At 51.1% G+C, this 19,463-nt stretch carries 15 protein-coding genes and 1 pseudogene; 13 read left to right on the forward strand and 3 right to left on the reverse strand.

The features are described from left to right. Positions 1–8 precede the first annotated feature (8 nt). On the reverse strand, positions 9–932 hold the full coding sequence (locus tag HAV38_RS15145) for a LysR family transcriptional regulator (RefSeq protein ID WP_168056217.1): 924 nt from the start codon (positions 930–932) through the stop codon (positions 9–11). Positions 933–1,085: 153 nt separating this feature from the next. On the opposite strand from HAV38_RS15145, the gene HAV38_RS15150 reads away from it, so the two are divergent. The 8 genes and pseudogenes from HAV38_RS15150 (at position 1,086) to treF (ending at position 12,167) form a co-directional block, all read left to right on the forward strand. Next, positions 1,086–1,514, forward strand: a complete 429-nt coding sequence (locus tag HAV38_RS15150; RefSeq protein ID WP_168056218.1) for a nuclear transport factor 2 family protein — start codon at positions 1,086–1,088, stop codon at positions 1,512–1,514. 34 nt (positions 1,515–1,548) lie between these two features. Beyond that, entirely contained in the window at positions 1,549–2,430 is an 882-nt protein-coding gene (locus tag HAV38_RS15155) for a TauD/TfdA dioxygenase family protein (RefSeq protein ID WP_168056219.1), read from the forward strand. Then, the gene (locus HAV38_RS15160; protein ID WP_168056220.1) at positions 2,427–3,353 is read left to right on the forward strand and encodes a fumarylacetoacetate hydrolase family protein; all 927 of its coding nucleotides are present in this window, start codon (positions 2,427–2,429) and stop codon (positions 3,351–3,353) included. The genes HAV38_RS15155 and HAV38_RS15160 overlap by 4 nt, the downstream gene beginning before the upstream one ends. 61 nt (positions 3,354–3,414) lie before the next feature. Next, on the forward strand, positions 3,415–4,395 hold the full coding sequence (locus HAV38_RS15165; RefSeq protein WP_168056221.1) for a Bug family tripartite tricarboxylate transporter substrate binding protein: 981 nt from the start codon (positions 3,415–3,417) through the stop codon (positions 4,393–4,395). Positions 4,396–4,452: 57 nt separating this feature from the next. After that, the gene (locus HAV38_RS15170; protein ID WP_168056222.1) at positions 4,453–5,658 is read left to right on the forward strand and encodes an alpha-hydroxy acid oxidase; all 1,206 of its coding nucleotides are present in this window, start codon (positions 4,453–4,455) and stop codon (positions 5,656–5,658) included. A gap of 221 nt (positions 5,659–5,879) precedes the next feature. Continuing rightward, positions 5,880–6,309 (forward strand): annotated as a pseudogene (locus HAV38_RS22305) (M24 family metallopeptidase); the annotation flags it as partial. A 286-nt stretch (positions 6,310–6,595) separates the two neighbouring features. Next, complete coding sequence (locus HAV38_RS15175) at positions 6,596–10,258, forward strand: amino acid permease (RefSeq protein ID WP_168056223.1); 3,663 nt, start codon at positions 6,596–6,598, stop codon at positions 10,256–10,258. A gap of 244 nt (positions 10,259–10,502) precedes the next feature. Next, entirely contained in the window at positions 10,503–12,167 is a 1,665-nt protein-coding gene (treF, locus tag HAV38_RS15180; protein ID WP_168056224.1) for an alpha,alpha-trehalase TreF, read from the forward strand. Positions 12,168–12,250: 83 nt separating this feature from the next. Here treF and HAV38_RS15185 read toward each other — a convergent pair whose 3' ends face one another. Together HAV38_RS15185 and HAV38_RS15195 are read right to left on the reverse strand one after the other, a co-directional pair. Continuing rightward, complete coding sequence (locus HAV38_RS15185; RefSeq protein ID WP_168056225.1) at positions 12,251–13,282, reverse strand: alpha/beta hydrolase; 1,032 nt, start codon at positions 13,280–13,282, stop codon at positions 12,251–12,253. A gap of 378 nt (positions 13,283–13,660) precedes the next feature. Next, complete coding sequence (locus tag HAV38_RS15195; protein WP_168056226.1) at positions 13,661–13,801, reverse strand: IS4/Tn5 family transposase DNA-binding protein; 141 nt, start codon at positions 13,799–13,801, stop codon at positions 13,661–13,663. 1,403 nt (positions 13,802–15,204) lie between these two features. Between HAV38_RS15195 and HAV38_RS15200 the strand changes: the two genes are divergently transcribed. From HAV38_RS15200 to HAV38_RS15220, 5 genes are all read left to right on the forward strand, one after another. Continuing rightward, the gene (locus HAV38_RS15200; RefSeq protein ID WP_168056227.1) at positions 15,205–15,453 is read left to right on the forward strand and encodes a hypothetical protein; all 249 of its coding nucleotides are present in this window, start codon (positions 15,205–15,207) and stop codon (positions 15,451–15,453) included. A gap of 81 nt (positions 15,454–15,534) precedes the next feature. Beyond that, on the forward strand, positions 15,535–16,272 hold the full coding sequence (locus HAV38_RS15205) for an SAM-dependent methyltransferase (protein ID WP_168056228.1): 738 nt from the start codon (positions 15,535–15,537) through the stop codon (positions 16,270–16,272). A gap of 810 nt (positions 16,273–17,082) precedes the next feature. Further along, positions 17,083–17,736, forward strand: a complete 654-nt coding sequence (locus tag HAV38_RS15210) for a TfuA-like protein (RefSeq protein WP_168056229.1) — start codon at positions 17,083–17,085, stop codon at positions 17,734–17,736. Beyond that, positions 17,733–19,031, forward strand: coding sequence for a YcaO-like family protein (locus HAV38_RS15215; RefSeq protein WP_168056230.1), 1,299 nt, complete (start codon positions 17,733–17,735; stop codon positions 19,029–19,031). Before HAV38_RS15210 ends, HAV38_RS15215 begins: the two co-directional genes overlap by 4 nt. A 48-nt stretch (positions 19,032–19,079) precedes the next feature. Next, entirely contained in the window at positions 19,080–19,316 is a 237-nt protein-coding gene (locus HAV38_RS15220) for a MoaD/ThiS family protein (protein ID WP_168056231.1), read from the forward strand. Positions 19,317–19,463 lie beyond the last annotated feature (147 nt).

Genomic DNA, 19,463 nt, shown 5'->3' on the forward strand with positions numbered 1-19,463 from the left:
AAGGTGGCCTATCGTTGCATAGGGGTTTCAGCCTGCCGGGCCGATGCCGCGTCAAAGTGCTCCCGAAGAAACTCGAGAAATAGACGCACTCGCCCGGGCATATTTCGCCTGCTTGGATAAACTGCGTAGATGTCGAGTCCGGTCGGTGTATACACTGGCAGCACGATTTTTAGCCGATTCTCTCGAATGTCCTGCGCCACCATGTAAGTGGGGTGCATCGATATTCCATGTCCCAGCATCGCGGCGTGGCGCAGCGGTTCGCCGAAATCGGACCGCATTGTGCCGGAAACGCGCACCGATCTTTCTCCCTCCGGCCCGGTGAATGTCCAGAAATTCGTGGGTGCCTTCAAAGCGTTGACCAGACAGTCGTGCCGGGACAGATCCAGGGGAGTCTGCGGCTCACCATTGGCAGCCAGATAGGCTTGCGAAGCGACCAGCATTTGCGGCGCGCTTCCCAGCTTCTGGGCAACCAGGCTAGTGTCCTTTAAAGATGGCGCGATGCGAACCGAGAGATCGAGGCCCTCGCTTACCAGATCGAGTTTTCCGTCGTCCAGATGCAACGCGAACTGAATATCGCGATGCAGGGACGAAAATGTTGTAATGAGCGGCACAAGATGGGCCGCGCCGAATGACGGTGGTGTGCCGATCCGAATTGTCCCTTTCGGTGACTGGACCGCGCCGCGCACGGCATCTTCCACCTCTTCAAAGCGATCGAGCAGGTCCTGACCGCTCTCTAGCAGTGAAAGCCCGGCCTCAGTAAGGCTCACACTCTTTGTCGTACGAGAAAGCAACTGGGCACCCAGCAATTCTTCAAGCCATGCTACATGCTTGGTGACATTTCCTTTTGCTATGCCAAGCCGCAGGGCGGCCGCCGAAAAACTTCGACTACGTGCTACTTCGTTGAATACCTCAATACATCGCAAGCGATCCATCAGAATCTCACTGTTTCCAAAACGAGAACAATATGTTCACTTTCAAATTCTATCTCCGCCGGGAACGAGCGCGTAAAATGTTTTTCACATTCTGATCAGCCCGCGCAAGGGTGGTCAGATTTAGCATACCAATTCAAACGAAAGAACGCCCTGATGACCACAGACGCCATCCAGACTTTGCCAGGATGTATCCAGCTGACGCATCAGCTGTTCTACTTTCTCGACGAGTCAAAATATGACGCGCTGGTTGCTCTCTTCGAGCGGGAGGGCAAATGGCATCGACAGGGAGAGGTCCTCGCTGGCCATGCCCAGATTATGCATGCGATGTCTAAAAGGCCAACAACGCAGCGCATTAGGCATGTTATCACCAACAGCTTTATCGAATCGCAATCGCAGGACATGGTGCATCTGGTGGCTTACATGGTCGCCTATCGTTTCGATGACGGTTCGCTGCATGTCGGCCCGATTGAGATCACACAACCGTCTCACTTGTCGCTTGTACGCGTTGCGATGCGCCAAACGGACGGCGACTGGAAAATTGCCGAGCTGACGCTCACACCTGAATTTAAATTTGTGCGCTGAGCATTAAGCCCCGAAATTCAACGGAGAAAATAACATGAAATTCGTAGAGAGTGGAAAGTCCCTTGGTGCCCGTGTCGACGGTATAGATCTTTCTCAAGCGCTTTCCGACGAACAGTTCAAGGTGCTTGAGCAAGCGCTGGGCAAGTATGGCGTATTGAGTTATCCAGATCAATCTCTGACGTCCTTGCAACTGAAAAATTTCGCCGAACGCTTTGGCCGCCTGGAAATCAACGTCGCTAACGCGTATCAGGAACCCGGTCTGCCTGAGGTCATGATCCTATCCAACAAGGTCGATGCGCAGGGCAAACCGTTGGGGTTGAGTGATGCCGGTCAGGACTGGCATACCGACATGTCGTACAGCAACATGATTGCCTTTACCAATGTACTGTATGGCGTCGAGATTCCGCACCGTAATGGAGAACCTCTGGGTAACACCGAGTTCTGCAACATGCATGCGGCCTATGACGACTTGCCGGAAGAATTGAAAGCAAGGCTCGGCGGCATGACCGTCACCCACGATTTCGCGAAATTCTGGGACAAGATGCGCCGTGAAAAAGGCAGCAGCCGTCCGCCGCTGACCGACGCGCAGCGCAAGGCCAAGCCCCCGGTCTCGCATCCCATCTTCCTGAAGCATCCCATTACCGGAAAAAACGTGCTCTATGCCAATCCGGGCTATTCGATGCGCATCAATGAACTGCCGCAGGACGAAAGTGACCGCGTTCTGGCGTTTCTATTTGAGCACCAGTTGCAGTCGAAGTATCAATATCGGCATCGCTGGAGCGTGGGCGATGTGCTGATGTGGGACAACATGGGAACCTTGCACAATGCCGTGCCCGATTACGGTCGCGACGAACACCGCTACATCAAGCGTTGTCAGGTAATCGCCAACCGTTATTTTGAGGATGCCAAAGCGTGAAGCTTATTACCTATCGCAAAGCGAACAGCGGGATTCTGACTGGCGTGGTCATCGGGGAGCGCGTACTGGACATCAGCGCCTGGATCGAGAGTTTGCCGGTCTCAGCCGAAACGCAAAGGCATAGCGCGTCGACGGGCATCTGCCCGGCATCTTCCGGGATCCTGCGTTGGATGCAGTCCGGTAGCGAGGCGATTGATGTACTGCACCGCCACGTGCGGTCGCAAATTGGAAACGAAAGCGTGCAGTTCGATCTTCTCAAGGAGGTGCAACTGTACGCGCCGGTGCCACGACCCGGGAAAATCATTGGCATCGGTCGCAATTACGCGGACCATGCGAAGGAAACGGGTGTCGCGCCATTTGAAAATCCACGCATCATTTTCAAGGTACCCTCTTCCGTGGCGGCCCCGGGCGCGGCGGTTCCCCGCCCGCCACGCGTGAACAAATTGGATTTTGAGGTTGAGCTGGCCGTCGTTATCGGCGGTTATGGCAAAAATGTGCCGGCTTCGGAGGCGCTGTCGCTGGTAGCCGGGTACACCATATTGAACGACCTGAGTGCGCGAGAATTCCAGCTTGACACGTCGCCCGCCCAGACCTCATTCGCCAAGAGCATGGACAGCTTCGCCCCAATGGGACCATGGATGATTACCAGGGAGGAGATTCCTGACCCGCAGACGCTTGAGGTATCCACCTGGCTCAATGGCACCCGGATGCAGCATGCCCATACGTCAGATATGCTGTTTCCGGTTAGCGCACTGATTGCCTATATTTCCCAGTTCATGACGCTTGAACCCGGCGACATTATCAGTACCGGGACGCCAGCCGGGATCGGCGCTTTCAGGCAGCCGCCGCAGTATTTGCAACCTGGCGACCAACTGCGATTTGAGGTCACGGGCGTCGGAACTATGGCGCATCAGATCGTCTGAACCGGCTGTGGTTTTAAATTCTAATAAATCTTAATACATAAATATAAACACGAGACGTACCATGAAAAAAACTTTGTTTCGTTTCATCGCCGCTGCGCTACTGTGCAGCACCGCCGTTTCTCAGGCATTTGGGGCTGACGATTTTCCAAACAGACCAATACGCCTCCTCGTCGGATTTGCTGCGGCTGGGCCGACCGATATCATTGCACGTGTACTGGCCAAGGAAATGTCAGCCATACTCGGGCAATCGATTTATGTCGAAAACAAGCCCGGGGCGAGCTCCATGATTGCCACCCGGGAAATCAAGAATTCGGCTCCCGACGGCTATAACCTGCTGTTCGCATCACTGGGACTCAACGTAAATCCGATTCTGCTTGGCGACAAGGCTGGTTATAACCCGAACACTGACTTCGCGCCAATTTCCAATGTAGCCACGCTTCCTCTGGTGGCCGTGACTGCCTACGATTCCCCGCTCAAATCGATGCAGGACCTGATCAAAAAAGCCAAATCGCAACCGGATGCGGCAACCTTTGCTTCTTCCGGAAACGGCGGCTCAGGGCACCTCGCAGGCGAGCTGCTCGCCGCAATGGCCAAAGCTAAAATGGTCCATGTGCCGTTCAAAGGGAATGCACCGGCGCTGATGGAGGTAATGGCGGGGCGTGTGGATTTCATGTTTTACCCGGTAATCGGCGTTGCAGACAATGTCACTGCCAAACGCATCAAAATCCTGGCGGTCGGTACCGCGAAAAAAATGGCGCTCTTCCCTGACGCGCCAACCATGTCGGAAGTTGGCTTTCCAGGATTTGAAGAAACTGCGCCTTGGGTGGGCATGCTTGCACCAGCCAAAACGCCGCCGGCTGTGGTTAATCGTCTGCATGACGCGATGGTCAAAGCGCTGGCCAAGCCAGCAGTCAAGGCCCAGCTGGAAAAACTGGGTGCGGTGATTGTGGGCGATTCCCCAGCCGAATTTAGCGCTTACCTCAAGCGCGATTACAGTCGCTGGGCGCACTTGATCAAAGTGGCACAGATCAAGATGGAGTGAAAATCTGCCGATTTTTCGGTGACTGTGCAGAACTCTATATTTATCATAGGTCAATGAATGCCTTATAACGTATCCAAAGCCTATTCAATCGAAGATTTGCGGCGCGTGGCGAAACGACGATTGCCACGGGCTGTTTTTGATTTTTTCGACGGCGGCGCCGAGGACGAGGTGACGCTGCGAGACAACACTGCGGCATTCAGGCGGATACACCTCCTACCGGAAATTCTTAACGATGTATCGGCTATCGATACTAGTACCACCCTTCTGGGCGCGCGCTCGGCACTGCCGATGGCGATCGCTCCTACCGGCGCGGTCGGCTTTGGCCGGCGTGGTGGTGATATTGCGATCGCGCGGGCCGCGGTTGCGGCAGGCATTCCCTACACACTGTCGAGTACCGCTACCGCTTCGATTGAACAGATCGCCAGCGCCGCACCGGGCAGGCTCTGGTTCCAGGCCTATATTTTGCGTAACAAACCATTTTTGGAAGGCCTGATCGAGCGGGCCCGTGCCGCAGACTACGAGGCGCTGGTCATTACTGTAGACCTGCCGGTCGGCGGCAAGCGAGAGCGGGATTTTCGCAATGATTTTTCGGTGCCGTTCAGCTTTACGCCTAAAAACATGCTGGATTTTGTGCGGCATCCCGGTTGGCTGGCTGACATCATCAGGTACGGCATGCCTGTCATGGAAAATCTTATCGGCCTAGAGGCGAAAGCGATCAATTCCACGGCGATTGCCTCGTCGGTGGGTCGCAACTATGACCCCTCCTTTAACTGGGACAGCCTGCAAAAAATCCGCGACAGCTGGCCTCGCAAGTTGATCGTCAAGGGCATTTTGGGGCCCGGCGACGCGAGGCGCATCGCGTCGATGGGATGCGATGCAGTGGTCGTCTCAAATCATGGGGGCCGTCAGCTCGATAGCGCGGTGGCCACATTGGACGCGCTGCCAGCGGTCGTCAGGGCAGTCAACGGGCAAATTCCGGTATTGCTGGACGGCGGTGTGCGGCGCGGCAGCGACGTTGTCAAAGCCCTGGCAATGGGTGCTGAAGGGGTCATGCTCGGACGCGCCACGCTCTTTGGAGCAGCGGCTGCAGGGGAAGATGGTGCCGTCCGTGCGCTGACTATTCTGAAGGATGAATTGATCCGGACGATGCAGCTTTGCGGCGTTCGGTCCACCGCCGAAATCGACGCGAGGTTGCTTTTTCAGCGCGATTCCTTTGGGGATCAATCAGGTAAGGCGTTTCACATCGCACCGGAAATAATCTGAATTGCTACCCGGGGGCGAAACACACGCCAGAAACAGCAAGCTGGCGAATTTTCCCAAGAAATCACTCTGTCGCTTGAAAAAGTAGGGTGCTCGTTCAAGTTGAAATCACGGTGCCTTCCGATATGGCGTTGCCACGGAAGGCCGCTACATTTGCGGCCGACGTGCTGCGTATGATTACCGAGCATATTTAGCCGAAATCACGTCCAATGATGTGACAAGCTATTGGTTATGCCATTCAGTTAGTAGCAGACAGGGACGTTTTCGCGTGGTCCGCGCGTATTGTGGTCTCGGTATTAGCAAGGTGTACCATGAGGAACTGTAGGCGCCGAAATACGGTCAGCCGCGCGGCGGGGTTACGCTTATACCTGACGCTTAGGTCTGACACTTAGGTCTGACACTTCAACCGGGGTGGTACTCACGATTAAACCAATGGTCAATGCAGGTAAACGGCTTTTAAAAGATATGCCAGACGGATGGACAGTCGTCACCAGGGACCACTCCCTATCCGCGCAATGGGAACACATGGTTGCAGTCAAAGAGACGGGCTTTGAAGTGCTAACACTGTGGCCTGAGGGATTCGGAGTTTATTTTCTGTTCGTATTTCCATCGATCAGCAAACATGCTTGCCAGAACATGCCGCACGCGCCGTGAAAGACTTTGGTCCTATTTGTCGTTACTTCCTAATATTATCAATATTTGTAATGGAGTAATATTTTTTACCTAAATTTAGCCAATATGTAAATTATTACCTCAATTCAGTAAAATTTTCTTTCGGCAACGTTATATCCGTACAAGTCCGACAACCGCGTATATCATCGATGGGCACTTGCATTTAACGTAGTGCAGATAGTGCGTTTTTACTGACTGGCGAGCGCTCGCATCTGTTAAATCTTTGTGCATACCTATTGCTAGTAGCAATAACAACATCGGGGGAGAGATGCGTACAGACCGTGTCGCTAAACTTGCCATGCAGAATCCTGACAAACCGGATTCTCAGTCGCTTCGTCCGTCGCATCCGCCATCACATCCTCGAACAATTGGCTGGTTTGGCGCAGCTGCCCTCGCAATGGGTGGCAGCAACCAGAGCTTGTTCTTGCTGTCGGCGCTTTTTATCGGGCAGGAGGCTATTTCCGGACAAGGTAGCGCGACAATACCTCTTTTGATCGGTGGCCTGTTGCTTGCCTGGGCGGCTGCGCCCGGCTGGATTGAACTGGTCTTGATGTATCCGAACCGGGTGGGCGGCATTTCTGCAAGCTGCGTCGAGGCTTTTCGGCCTTACAGTCCGGTACTCGCCAACCTGACAGGCGTCTGCTATTGGTGGGGATGGATCCCCACGTGCGGGCTAACCGCTATTTTATCGGCATCGGCAATCCATGCATGGTATTTGCCAAACGTCCCGGTCAATGTGATGGCGGTATCGCTGGTGGTGTTTTTTACCTGCATCGGCCTGTGCGGCATCAAATGGGTGAGCCGACTGGCGATTCCCATTGCCAGCTTATCCGCGTTGCTGGCTTTTATTTCAGGTCTGGCACCAATTCTGGCTGGACAAGTTGACTGGCAACAGGCCACCACCTTCCACCTGACTACGCCTTTTCCCGGTTGGTTCGGCGAATTGACCAGTTTGATGGCAGGACTGTATCTGATCGGGTTCGCCGCCCCGGCATTCGAGGCGGCGGCGTGCCATGTCGGCGAGATGGTCGACCCCAAAAAAGCCTTGCCGCGCGCTATGCTCGTCAGTGCGTTGATGGCTAGCGTGTTTTTCATTTTTCTGCCAATTGTCTGGCTCGGCACGCTTGGTGCGGATTCACTGGGAAAGGATCTGGCGTTGGAACTGGGGCCCACTTTTGCACCATTGTTCGGTATTGCCGGCAAGTCAATCGCGGTCTGGTTCATGATGTTAAGTATGTTTTCTGGCACCTTGCAGCCGCTCGCCGGTGCCTCGCGCACGCTATCCCAGTTGTCGGAAGACGGATTGTTGCCACGTATTCTTGCGTTACGTTCGCGCACTGATACGCCTTGGGTGGCGACGACGCTGACCGCGGGAATGGCGATCTTATTTCTGATGATTGGCGACCCCATCTGGTTAATTGCCGCGGCCAACTTTACCTACTTGATCAGCATTGCACTGCCCAGCGTTGCGGTGTGGCTGCTGCGGCGGGATGCGCCCGGTATGACGCGCCCCTACCGTGCGCCGCGCGGCACCATCGCGCTCGGACTCGCTGCGGCTGGCATGTGGGCAGTGTCGGCGTTGCTCGGATTCGAGCAGTTCGGTTTACCTACCGTATTGATCGGTTTGGCCTTCGCCTATTCTGGCTCGTTGTTGTACATGTGGCGAAGGTATGGTGATCGGCGCCTGGCGGGGTTGCCCGGCCTCGCGCGAACGTTACACCTGAAGCTGACTGGCGCGATGATAATGGTCATGGTATTGGACGGCACCGGCTATCTTATGGCGGTCACTCTCATTCCTTACCATCAGGGGGGTATGATGACGGCACTGGCGGATATTTTCGTCGCCGTAGCGATGCTGACCATCGGCGTTGGGCTGGTGTTGCCGGGCATGATCGCCCATTCAGCTGTCGAGATTTCCGATGCCGCAAAACAGCTTGCCAGCGGCACTCTGACCGAGCTTTCGCGTGCGATGCAGGCGCTTGGACGCGGCGATATCGACGCCGCCCATGCCAGCGTTTCTATCATGCCGGTGCAGGCGCGCTCGCGGGACGAAATTGGCGATATGGCCGCAAGTTTTAATTTAATGCAATATGGCGTCGCCAATGTCGTCACCGGACTGGACGGTGCCCGGGAAGGGTTGCGCCAGGCGCGACGGGAAGTGACCAGTGCCCGCTTCAAGCTGGAGCAACGCATACTCCAGCAGCAGCAAGTTGAAGAAAAACTATCCGGCATCCTCGATTCTATTCCGATGGTAGTTTGGTCCATCTCCGCTGCGTACGAGCTGCTGTACATGAACCCGGCTGCGCACGTGATTTATGGCCGTTCGGTGGCGGAGTTTACCAAAGACAGGACTTTGTGGATCAGCGTCGTTCATTCGGAGGACCGTCCAAAGGTAAAACAATGGCTGGCGCAAGTATTAGTTGGCGACGCGCAGACGCTGGAATATCGCATTGTGCGGCCAGATGGTGAGGTACGCTGGCTTGAAGATCGTGCGCGGACGGTGCGCGATGCGGGCGGCAATCCGCTCAGGTTGAATGGCGTGGCGACTGATATTTCAGAGCGCAGACTACGTAATGAACGGATCGAATACCTCGCAAATTTTGATCCCTTGACCGGACTGCCCAATCGCAACCTCTTCATCAACCGTCTGGAACAATCGCTACGGCAGGCTCGTCGCGCGCAATCAAGAGTCGGGCTTTTGTTCCTCGATATAGATCGCTTCAAATACTTCAACGACAGCTTTGGCCACTCATTCGGCGACAGCGTGCTCAAGGAGTTTGCGTTGAGGATCAAATCGGTCTTGCGAGAGGAAGACACACTGGCGCGATTGGCCGGCGACGAGTTCGTCATTCTTTTAGCACACATCCGGGAGCCGGAAGACGCCGCCAGCGTTTCGCTGAAGATACTGAACGCATTTTTGGAGCCAGTATCAGCGGAAGGTCGCGAATTGCATATGAGTGCCAGTATCGGCGTGAGCGTCTTCCCTGAAGATGCCGATGGCGCTGATGCATTGCTTAAGCACGCTGATCTCGCGATGTATCGAGCCAAAGACCAGGGCCGCAACTGTTTTCAGTGTTACACGCTGGAGATGGGAGCCAAGGCAGTGGAAAGAGCGAAATTAGAAGATGCGTTGCATCACGCAATTGAAAACAACGAATTCGAACTTTATTACCAGCCCCAGATCGACTTGGAAAACGGGCGTATAAAAAGCATTGAAGCACTGCTCCGCTGGCGTCATCCCAAACTTGGTTTCGTCGCGCCGGCACGCTTCATTCAGGTGGCGGAGGAAACCGGGCTGATCGTCTCAATAGGAGAATGGGTACTGAGAACGGCGTGTGCGCAAGCGAGCGCCTGGAACGACGCGGGATATTCGCTGACCGTGGCTGTCAATGTCTCGGGGCGCCAGCTCAACCAAAAAAACATATTGGACCTGGTGCAGAGCGCGCTCGATGACGCAGGTCTACAGGCCGGGTATCTTGAACTGGAACTGACGGAAAGCATCTTGATGAAGGACTCCGAAGCGACAATTAAAATTCTGGATAGCCTGAAAGCGCTGGGTGTACAACTATCGATTGACGACTTCGGAACCGGCTTTTCCAGCTTGAGTTACCTGAGCCGATTTCCCATCGATATCATCAAAATTGACCAGACTTTCATCGCGGGGCTTGCCACTAAGCCAGAGGCAGCATCCATTACGCTGGCCATCATCGCACTGGCAAGGGCGCTTGATCTTAAAACTGTTGCCGAAGGCGTGGAGACGGCGGAACAACTTGATTTTCTGCACGTGAACGGGTGCGACGCGATACAAGGATATTATTTCAGTCGCCCATTGCCGGTAGACGAATTAACCATGCTGCTTCGACTTGGTACTAAGCTGCACCTCGGTAAAATTATCGATCTCGGTCCTTGCTTTCATCTGATTCAACACTAAGGGCCGAATTATTATGCTGTAAGCTTGGAGGTAATCCGTGTAGTTATTTGTTCCCGAGTCATCATGTCAGAGTAATAGTATGCCGCAAATTGTTAACGCTGGTAGCGCTAACAATCCGGCTCTGTTGTTCGCAAGCCAGCGGCTATAATCTTGCCGCGACATCCCGGCAACAACAAGCTGGAAACGGGGGAGGGAAATTTTCGTTTTAGATTTTTCTACCTGTCATCGACCATTGGGACCAGATATGCATTTTTTTCTTGGACAGTCGTTTATTCGCCGATCCCGCATAAGCGTCATCGCTGTTGCAGCTTGCCTGGCATTTTGCGCTTCCAGCGGCGTGGTGTTAGCCGATACTATTGCCATCAAGCCAGTACCCGGTGTCAGGGTGTCAGCACACTCTGCCCCACCACCTTCTGCGCTATATCCGGAGCTCTTCGCAGCGGTGCAGATGGAACAGGTGTTCAAGGATGGCAAGACCTTCGCTGATGCTATACCGAAAGACCCATCAACCGTCATCGCTGCGCTGTACAAGCATGAAAAGAATCGCGCGGGTTTCAAGCTGGCCGACTTTGTGCAACAGCATTTCGATTTGCCGCAAGACAGCCCGGATGTCTATGTCAGCGACCGTTCCCAATCGTTGCAGCAACATATCGCTAGCCTCTGGACACGCCTGACCCGGCAGCCTGCCAAAGTCCTCCCTGGTTCCTCGCTGTTGCCGCTGCCGCATTCCTATGTCGTGCCCGGGGGCCGCTTTCGCGAGGTGTACTACTGGGACTCTTATTTCACGATGTTGGGCTTGCAGCAAAACGGCGCACCGACAGCAATCCGTGCGATGGTGGAGAATTTTGCCAGCCTGATCGACCGCTACGGTCATATCCCTAACGGTAATCGCAGTTACTATTTGAGTCGTTCGCAGCCACCGTTCTATTTCAAGATGGTGGCCTTGCTATCACCCGAGGATGAGGCTGGCGCTTATGCCCGCTATTTGCCGCAGTTACGGCGCGAATATGCGTTCTGGATGGACGGCGCCAGCCATCTCAAACGCGGTATGGCGAACCAGCGCGTGGTGGCGCTGGCCGACGGCAGCTTACTCAACCGTTATTACGACGATCGTGCCGTTCCGCGCGACGAGTCGTATGCAGAAGACGTCAAAGTGGCGCAGCAGAGTAAGCGCCCGCCTGCCGAGGTTTACCGCGATTTGCGTGCCGGTGCCGAAAGTGGCTGGGATTTCAGCAGCCGCTGGTTCGCAGACGGCAAGACGTTGTCCACCATCGAAACCACCGCGATCTTGCCGGTGGATCTCAATAGTTTGATGTATGGACTGGAAAACGCCATTCGTCTCGGTTGCGAGCGCGTGCACGACGCGGTATGTACTAACGACTTCACGCAGCGTGCTAACCGCCGCCGGGTCGCGGTGCAGAAATACTTTTGGGATGAAGCCGCTGGCAATTATGTTGACTATCAATGGATTAAGCGGGGATCAACCGACCGCCCCAGCGCCGCCACGTTATACCCGCTATTCGTGGGCATCGCCGAACCTGCGCAGGCTGACCGCGTGGCGCAATGGGTCGGCAAGACGTTGTTGCGGCCCTTCGGCATCGTGACTACGGCGATCGACAGCGGTCAGCAATGGGATGCGCCCAATGGTTGGGCACCACTGCAATGGATTGCAGTGGAGGGCCTCAATCGTTATGGCCAGCGTGCCATGGCGCACGATATCGCCATGCGCTGGATGAGCAGGGTGCAGCATGTCTACGCTGCAAGCGGCAAGTTGGTAGAAAAATATAATGTGCTTAACAGCAATGCCGAAGCTGGCGGCGGCGAGTATGCTTTGCAGGACGGCTTTGGTTGGACCAACGGCGTCGCGATGCAGTTGATGACGCTATACCCGGAGTTGCAGCAGCCTTGATTCTTGTATGCTTATTATTCAACCTAGCCCGTGGATGACAGTATTCACGGCGGCATACAACACCAGCATTCGGCGCCGCATTTTTACTTCAGACGTTTTTTCAGTTCCTCCCCTGCTTGCTCTAGCGACGAGCGCACTTCAGGCACCTGTGCGATCGCATTAAGTAAACCAAAGTCGTGGATCATGCCGTTATAGCGCACGCTGGTAACCTGGACACCGGCAGCATCTAGCTTGCGCCCGTAGGCTTCGCCTTCATCGCGCAGCACGTCATTTCCTGCGGTTTGGATCAGCGTCGGCGGAAGACCTTTCAATTGTTCGACAGTCGCCTGTAGCGGCGATGCGGTAATTTCTTTGCGTTTGGCAGCGTCGGTAGTGTAGTTGTCCCAGAACCATTTCATCATATTGCGCGTCAAGAAGTGGCCTTCAGCAAATTGCTTATAAGAGGCTGTATCGAAATTGGCGTCGGTTACCGGCCAGAACAAGATTTCTGCGCGTAGCTTTGGACCGCCTTTGGCTTTCGCCATCAGGGCCACGACGGTAGCCATGTTGCCGCCAACGCTGTTACCTGCCACCGCCAGCCGGCTACCATCAACGTTGATGTCTTTCCCGTGCTCTGCGACCCATTTTGTCGCAGCGTAGGCCTGATTAATCGCTACGCCATATTTTGCTTCCGGCGAAGGGGTGTAATTGACGAATACGGCGACCGCACCTGACTGCGTCACCAGATCTCGCACAAACCGCTCGTGCGTCGGGAAGTCGCCTAATACCCAGCCACCGCCGTGAAAGAACATGAAGGCGGGCAGGGCGCCAGCAGCGCTGGGCGGGCGCACGATGGTGAGCTTGATGTCCCCGCCTTCCGCTTTGATGGTTTTTTCCGATACGTCTGCATTGGGCAGCGTGAGCTTAACATCCGCTTGAGCGGTAGCGAGTACCTTGCGCGCATCTGCCGGAGATAATTGCTCCATCGGTTTGCCGCCCCCGGCTTCCAGTTTTTGAAGAAACGCCTGCACTTCACGATCTACGTTCGGGTTACCTGCGGCAAGTGCCGAGCCTAGGGACAGTGCGATCAAGCCGGATGTCACCGAAATATTAATAGGTTGGTTTAGTGATTTCATAACATTTCCTTTCTGCAAGAATGGGTTATGGCGAGATGATTCACAACGAGTGTTTCCACATCTTACAAGCGGGGTTTGAGCAAAGGCGCGCAATTAATGCAGTGATCCGGGAATGATTTCTACGTCTCGTCATCCATTTGTGGATTTTTTTTCTAGGTGAGGGCCAGAAATCCAGATTTCCATTTTGAAGGTCATCGGTCGACGCTGTGAACACGACGGTACAGCATCCCGATAAAATTCAAGGTGGAAATTAAATGATTAGCCAACTCATGGGATCCGGCAGGCATTCTTGAGCACGTTGAACAGCATTTCAATTTCCCAGCGCGCGCGATACCAGTCAATCAACTCGACTGCCGCTGCTGGCGTGCCGCCATCGTTTCACCCAGCCGTTACAGGCATTCGGAATACTGGCGGTGGCTTCTCGCCCAATGTTGCCAGCAACGATTTCGAGCGCTTGTTCAGGCGTTCATCGCCCAGATTGATTCCCGACAATTCTTCCTCAGCCCAATTCTTCGACATGATGGCTCACCTTGCTGTTGGTTACGATTTTCGTTAGACCAGAGAACGGTGAAAAAATTGTGTATAACCGGGTGGGTTTAAGGATGCGGGTATGGAGGACACTGACATTCATACGCTCACGCCATGCTTCGCTGCGGCCGATGGATCTGAACGGATTCAAATTGCAGTGAGGAAGAGGTCTGCCCGTTTAGATAATACTTCGCCCAAAGCTGAATAATGTCGCATCAATAATCCTATTTTGAATTGAGATTACAGCGGGATTCCGTCCTGCTATTACAAGCCTCAAACTCGGGGAGCGCAATACCTCCATTATTTCGCGGGCAACTTCCCGCGTATCCAATCGCGAGTGTGAGCGATGTCGGACCAATGCGATGCGGCGATAAATCCCATCGAAAGCTTAAAAAACTCAATCCAAAAACGAAGAATATTCCGGCTGTTTTCTTAAAAGTTATTTTAAGAAATTTTTCGTGGGTGCTGTACGTTTTATGATGGGCTATTTCTAGCAGCTGCGCCGGTGCTAACCAAGTTGGTGCTACTTATGATTCGAGGGGTTGGCAAAGGTGCTATCGCGTATCAGAAAATAGTTGGGTATTTTAGTGATGCGATCAACATCGAAATAGTGGGATTTCTATAGGAGAGGGATTTGATAAATTATTTAGATGTGAGCTTTCTCATTTATTTCACATAAGTAAAACACCTAACTTTGTAGGTGCGGTGCGTTTTTTGGGTAATGCTGGGTTTATAATTTCATTCACGTTGACGCATTATGGATAGAAAATTTTAGCAATATTTGAAAATGCGTATGGGTATTTTTTTGTTCGCTAATTTGATATTGATAGTGAGCGAAATTATTGTAAATAAATGACATATCGCCTATTTTGGTGTCTATATAGATAAATATTTAACTCGAAATTTGCGTAATAAAAATTGTGAAATTTATTTCAGGTCGGGGTTGAAAATATTTTTCTTTCTTCCACTTTCTCTCTATCTGATTGAGCCATTAGGGAAGAAATTTTAGCATTCAGGTCATCGCTAGTTTACGTAGCGCAATATAGAGTTGCCTAAGATTTTCTGAGTTTGCATGCATATTTCATCTTTGCGAAAAAATAATACGCTTGCAAAATTATTCGGAGGTTTTAAATGAAGGAGAGATTGTAAAACGAAGCGCACTCGGAACTCTAGCAAAAATACTGAACGAATCCGCTACGTTAATGGGGGAATGGTGTTTAAAAAATTATATTGATACCCCTTAGTTCAGCTGTTCGTTGTTAAGTTTTCTATGACCTGGGGTGACATCAGAATTTACTTTCACGAGAAATCGTGGATGTAAAAATCTACCGATTCCGGTAGTGCTTCGCTCAGTTTTGCTAGCGAAGATATTTTGTATTCTTTTGGAGGTAACTATGGTAACAGCACTTACAACTCACACAAAAGCGGTAGTAGAAGCGATCCTTATCCGTGCAGCTAAAGATATGACGTTTCGCGAAGAACTTTTACACAATCCGCAAGAGGCCCTTAAAGATTCTGGATTGAAACCGGAAGAAATTGAAGTTATGGCCGGCCTCAAAAAAGTAAAGCTCGAGGAGTGGGGTATAGATACACGAAGCCACTTAATGATGGTAAAGGATAACGGATACAAAATCCGTATGTAAATGCATTGCGCCCTCTTAGTGAAGGGGGCGCAATCGGCGAAGGTAGTAATCGCTACACGACGTTAATGGATGGCAGCGAAAATGGCTAAAACGAATTTATATGTTTTGGGTAGTGGTATTTACAGCGGGTTGCATCTTTCTATAGAAACCGTGCAGGCTCTTCGTGCATGTCAAACCGTTTTTCTACTACACGACGATAAAATGGTGTTTGAAGCAATAAAGGAATTTTGTTCTGATGTCAGGGATCTTCTTGAACTATATCAAGATACCCAAAAAGAAAGACGGCAAATCTATATTGAAGTTGCTGACCGAGTGGTAAATGAGTGCAAGACGGGGAAAACAGTTGCGCTTATGGTGCATGGCAATCCGATGTTTTTGGTTTCTGCCTGCGAATACACCATAGAGTTTGCTCGTGAACAGGGGCTTAATGCAAAAGTTTTGCCGGCAATTAGTTCATTCGACACTATTCTCTGCGATTTAGAGATCGACCTAGGATATGGTGTGCAGATATTCGATCCAGAATCCATGATCGCAAATGATTGGACTCCAAATCCAAAAGTGCCTTTGCTACTTTTTCAGCTAGCTCAATTCAGGAATGCGTTTCTTATAAAAGTTCCTCCTAAATCATTGAGTTTGGCACCCTTAAGCAAGTGGTTATGTCAGTTCTATCCGCCAGACCATCAGTGTAAATTATTGCATTCCGGTGCTCACATCCTTGAGAACGGTACCAAATTAAATGTGTCGCTTAAAGAACTTTGTCATCACCAAGATTTAGACTTGGGAAATAGGCCTACCTTGTATGTTCCATCCATCGATTAATTTTCAGCCGCTACTTTCGAGCGGGTACGAATCATTTAAGAATTTGAGATATTGGTGCCATCCATGCATTCTCAATACAAAAGGAATACGGCATGCCGCTGAATTGACGAGGAAGGCAGTTAACACCATAAGTGCAATAAACAAAGTCGAATGCGATATCCGATTGGATAGGCAGGGTGAGGTTATAGCGGTCTCGGGCTTGGACTTGGTATCAGAAGATCTTTATGATTTTGCGAGGGCCGCTGAACTGATTGCGATAGTTGAAACGTTGCTTGGCACGGCATCGATTTCCATACACGTTAAGTACCTGAATCGGACCGATGCATTAATCAACGAAGGCCGGTGGTGTCAGGACCATGCAACCAATAAAAGTCACTTTGACGACCTCGCTTTATCTATATGCATCCCGATTGTCGAAGGTCACACGGCTACTACAGTGAACCAATATACTTTAATGCCTTTTGAAAACTATTTCCCACATAAAACCGGTAATTTTACTGAGACCGCCTGGAGCCTGGAAGATAAATATATTGAACCACAGGCGACTTCCACGGTTCCATTCGGAGGTGCTGTCATTCACAGTTCTTTAGCCATATATCGGCCGGCAATAGATTGCATAGTTCGAAAGCTGCTAGTCCTTAATTATAGAAGATCGTCATATCGTCAGGAGCTAAGAGAGTTGAAAAAATAAGAACGGGTTCTCAGTAAATAGTACTGAAGAGACGAAAGGTCATCCGTCATTTCCGAGGGGTTTTATTTTAAAAGCGATTTAAAATAAGATATTTCAAATATTTTGTGTTGGATAAAATAATGCGTACAGATCAAAAAATCACAGTATTTTTAGGGCCCTCATTTGACTTTGTCGAAGCTCAGAACTATCTCAAGGCTAATTTCATACCTCCTGCTAAAAGAGGAGATTTTCGTAAATTTTGTTTAGATTCACATACCGTCGTCGTATTAATTGACGGCGAAATGATCTTCGGTGCGCCTCCCTCACCCCAAGAATTACTCGACGTTATGGCATCTGGAGTTCACTTGTTCGGCGCTGCTAGTTTGGGAGCATTGAGGGGAGTCGAACTGCGGGATTATGGCTTCAAAGCGTCAGGCTGGGTATATGAGGAATATCTTAGCGGGCGAGTTAAGCATGATGACGAATTACTTTCTATTTTGCATCCCGAAACATTTCTGCCTTTAACCGTGCCGTTGATAAATATTCGATATGCTCTTTCTTTAATGACTTCGAGATATTTTCTATCGGTAAATTCTGCTCAGAAATTTTTGGGTGGATGTCGAGAGATTTTCTTTGAAGACCGTACTGAGCAAGAAATTAAAAGGTTGGGCTTATCATTAGGTCTAGATGAAAGGTTAGTGGGCGAGATATTTTCATCAAAATATGACATCAAAAAAATCGATGCAATTGAATGCCTACAAAAAGTGAAGCGATTCTGTGAGGCACAAGCATGAATAATTTGCCTGATATGATTTCGCTGCGTGAAATCACGAGCGATGAATTTAAAGCGGGGTATTTAATCTCACGCTTGTCCAGTTTTGGCATTACTCGGTTGGCAGATATTACGGGGTTGGATCGCCTAGGAATTCCGACGCACTCTTGTGTCTTGCCAGGCCGAGGCGATGCAATTTCGGTTTATAGCGGGAAAGGTTTATCTGACTCCCATTCCATTATCTCCTCCATTATGGAATGTTTGGAGCGCACTGGACCGTTATGGAATATGGAAAGGGTAGCCATAAAATCAGAAACTGAACTTGTAAGCGAAGGGGTAGAGTTTGTCTCGCCAAGTCATTTTACAGAGCCACCAAATAATCTATATAACCAAACGATACCAATGGCTTGGATTCTTGGAACATCTTTAATAAGTGAAAGAGGGGTTTTTGTTCCTGCAGACTTGGCATTTTCTGGCTTTCGTGCGATTCAGGCGCCGATATCACCTTTTTCGTGTGTGACCAGCAACGGTTTAGCAGCTGCTTTTAGCCGAAAGAACGCAATCGAGCATGCTCTTCGAGAAGTAATGGAGAGGGACGTCGTCTCATGTATTGAGCTTAGCTCAGCCTGCTTTGGCGCGGGCATACTTGAAGATATCGCGCGTCTATTTGAAATAAATACCGACCCTATCGCCAAAAATTTTCTCAATGATCCCAACAAAGCAGTTTCCGTAAATATCGCGACGCTACCTAAAACACCAAGAGATCTGATACGAAAGTTTGAAGATATTGGAATGCAGTTTTCAGTGAAGGCTTTGCCAAATGACTTCCACATCCCTGTGTTCGGCGCATGTGCGATCGAAGAAATGGCTCCCGGGAACTTGTTAGGTGGGGCAGGTTACGCAATGCATTTGAATCCGGAATTTGCAATTATTGGCGCGATCCTTGAGGTTGCGCAAGCGAGGGCTACAAGTCTGCAAGGCGCGCGTGAGGACTATCATGAGAAACAGACAAAGTCTCGCTTAGCGGTGCCGCCGATGTCAGATTGGCTTCTTTCTCCCAGCGACGTCCCGATAAACTTCAATGACATAGCATGGAAGAATGCACGTTCTGGTGGTGAGTCTGATTTGAGTGTGTACATAAGAGCGGTGAAGGCAACTGAATTACCCGAGATTATCGTAGTTGATTTTCCTATTTTCGAAGGAGTAAGTGTTGTGCGCGTTCTGATTCCGGGAGCTGAGACAACTCATCCAACGGGGGGGTTGTCGCGTCTTGGTCCTCGTGCTACTGCGCTTTATGACAAATACGTAGGCAAATGATTTCTTGGGAGTGGTATGAGCAGATTGCATTACGTGACTGTGAGGTATATGGGACTTCTAAAAAATGTTCTTAAAACTGAGGAAGAAGAATTTTTAATGGGCGACGCCTCGCTTACGCTTGGCGATTTGTTTCGCCTGCTGGGTGATCGAGGGGGCAATTGGGCGGATCAATTTGAGAACGCGAAATCCCTTCGCGCGGCAATTAACGGGAAAATTTCTAAGCCGTCTGCCAGCATTTATCCTTCTAACAGAGTGGCTATTTTTCTCCCAATTGCAGGAGGATAACGTGACTGTAAGTGCATCCTTGTCGCACATCCTAATGCTCGCCATTTAAAAATATAACAGGTATTCATAAAATCTTGCCATTTATATTTTGGTAAATCGACGGACCGAATATTGGTCGTTTTTATGCTGACATGTTCTTAGTGGACA

This window comes from Glaciimonas immobilis (genome assembly GCF_011947285.1).
Taxonomy (GTDB): domain Bacteria; phylum Pseudomonadota; class Gammaproteobacteria; order Burkholderiales; family Burkholderiaceae_D; genus Glaciimonas; species Glaciimonas immobilis.

Bases quoted from the DNA above. Each gene is read 5' to 3' on its own strand.
- HAV38_RS15220 (WP_168056231.1), top strand. From the start codon at position 19,080: ATGGGACTTCTAAAAAATGTTCTTAAAACTGAGGAAGAAGAATTTTTA.
- HAV38_RS15195 (WP_168056226.1), bottom strand. From the start codon at position 13,801: ATGTCGAAGAATTGGGCTGAGGAAGAATTGTCGGGAATCAATCTGGGC.
- HAV38_RS15215 (WP_168056230.1), top strand. From the start codon at position 17,733: ATGAATAATTTGCCTGATATGATTTCGCTGCGTGAAATCACGAGCGAT.
- treF (WP_168056224.1), top strand. From the start codon at position 10,503: ATGCATTTTTTTCTTGGACAGTCGTTTATTCGCCGATCCCGCATAAGC.
- HAV38_RS15155 (WP_168056219.1), top strand. From the start codon at position 1,549: ATGAAATTCGTAGAGAGTGGAAAGTCCCTTGGTGCCCGTGTCGACGGT.
- HAV38_RS15185 (WP_168056225.1), bottom strand. From the start codon at position 13,282: ATGAAATCACTAAACCAACCTATTAATATTTCGGTGACATCCGGCTTG.
- HAV38_RS15200 (WP_168056227.1), top strand. From the start codon at position 15,205: ATGGTAACAGCACTTACAACTCACACAAAAGCGGTAGTAGAAGCGATC.
- HAV38_RS15165 (WP_168056221.1), top strand. From the start codon at position 3,415: ATGAAAAAAACTTTGTTTCGTTTCATCGCCGCTGCGCTACTGTGCAGC.
- HAV38_RS15210 (WP_168056229.1), top strand. From the start codon at position 17,083: ATGCGTACAGATCAAAAAATCACAGTATTTTTAGGGCCCTCATTTGAC.
- HAV38_RS15145 (WP_168056217.1), bottom strand. From the start codon at position 932: ATGGATCGCTTGCGATGTATTGAGGTATTCAACGAAGTAGCACGTAGT.
- HAV38_RS15205 (WP_168056228.1), top strand. From the start codon at position 15,535: ATGGCTAAAACGAATTTATATGTTTTGGGTAGTGGTATTTACAGCGGG.
- HAV38_RS15175 (WP_168056223.1), top strand. From the start codon at position 6,596: ATGCGTACAGACCGTGTCGCTAAACTTGCCATGCAGAATCCTGACAAA.
- HAV38_RS15170 (WP_168056222.1), top strand. From the start codon at position 4,453: ATGCCTTATAACGTATCCAAAGCCTATTCAATCGAAGATTTGCGGCGC.
- HAV38_RS15150 (WP_168056218.1), top strand. From the start codon at position 1,086: ATGACCACAGACGCCATCCAGACTTTGCCAGGATGTATCCAGCTGACG.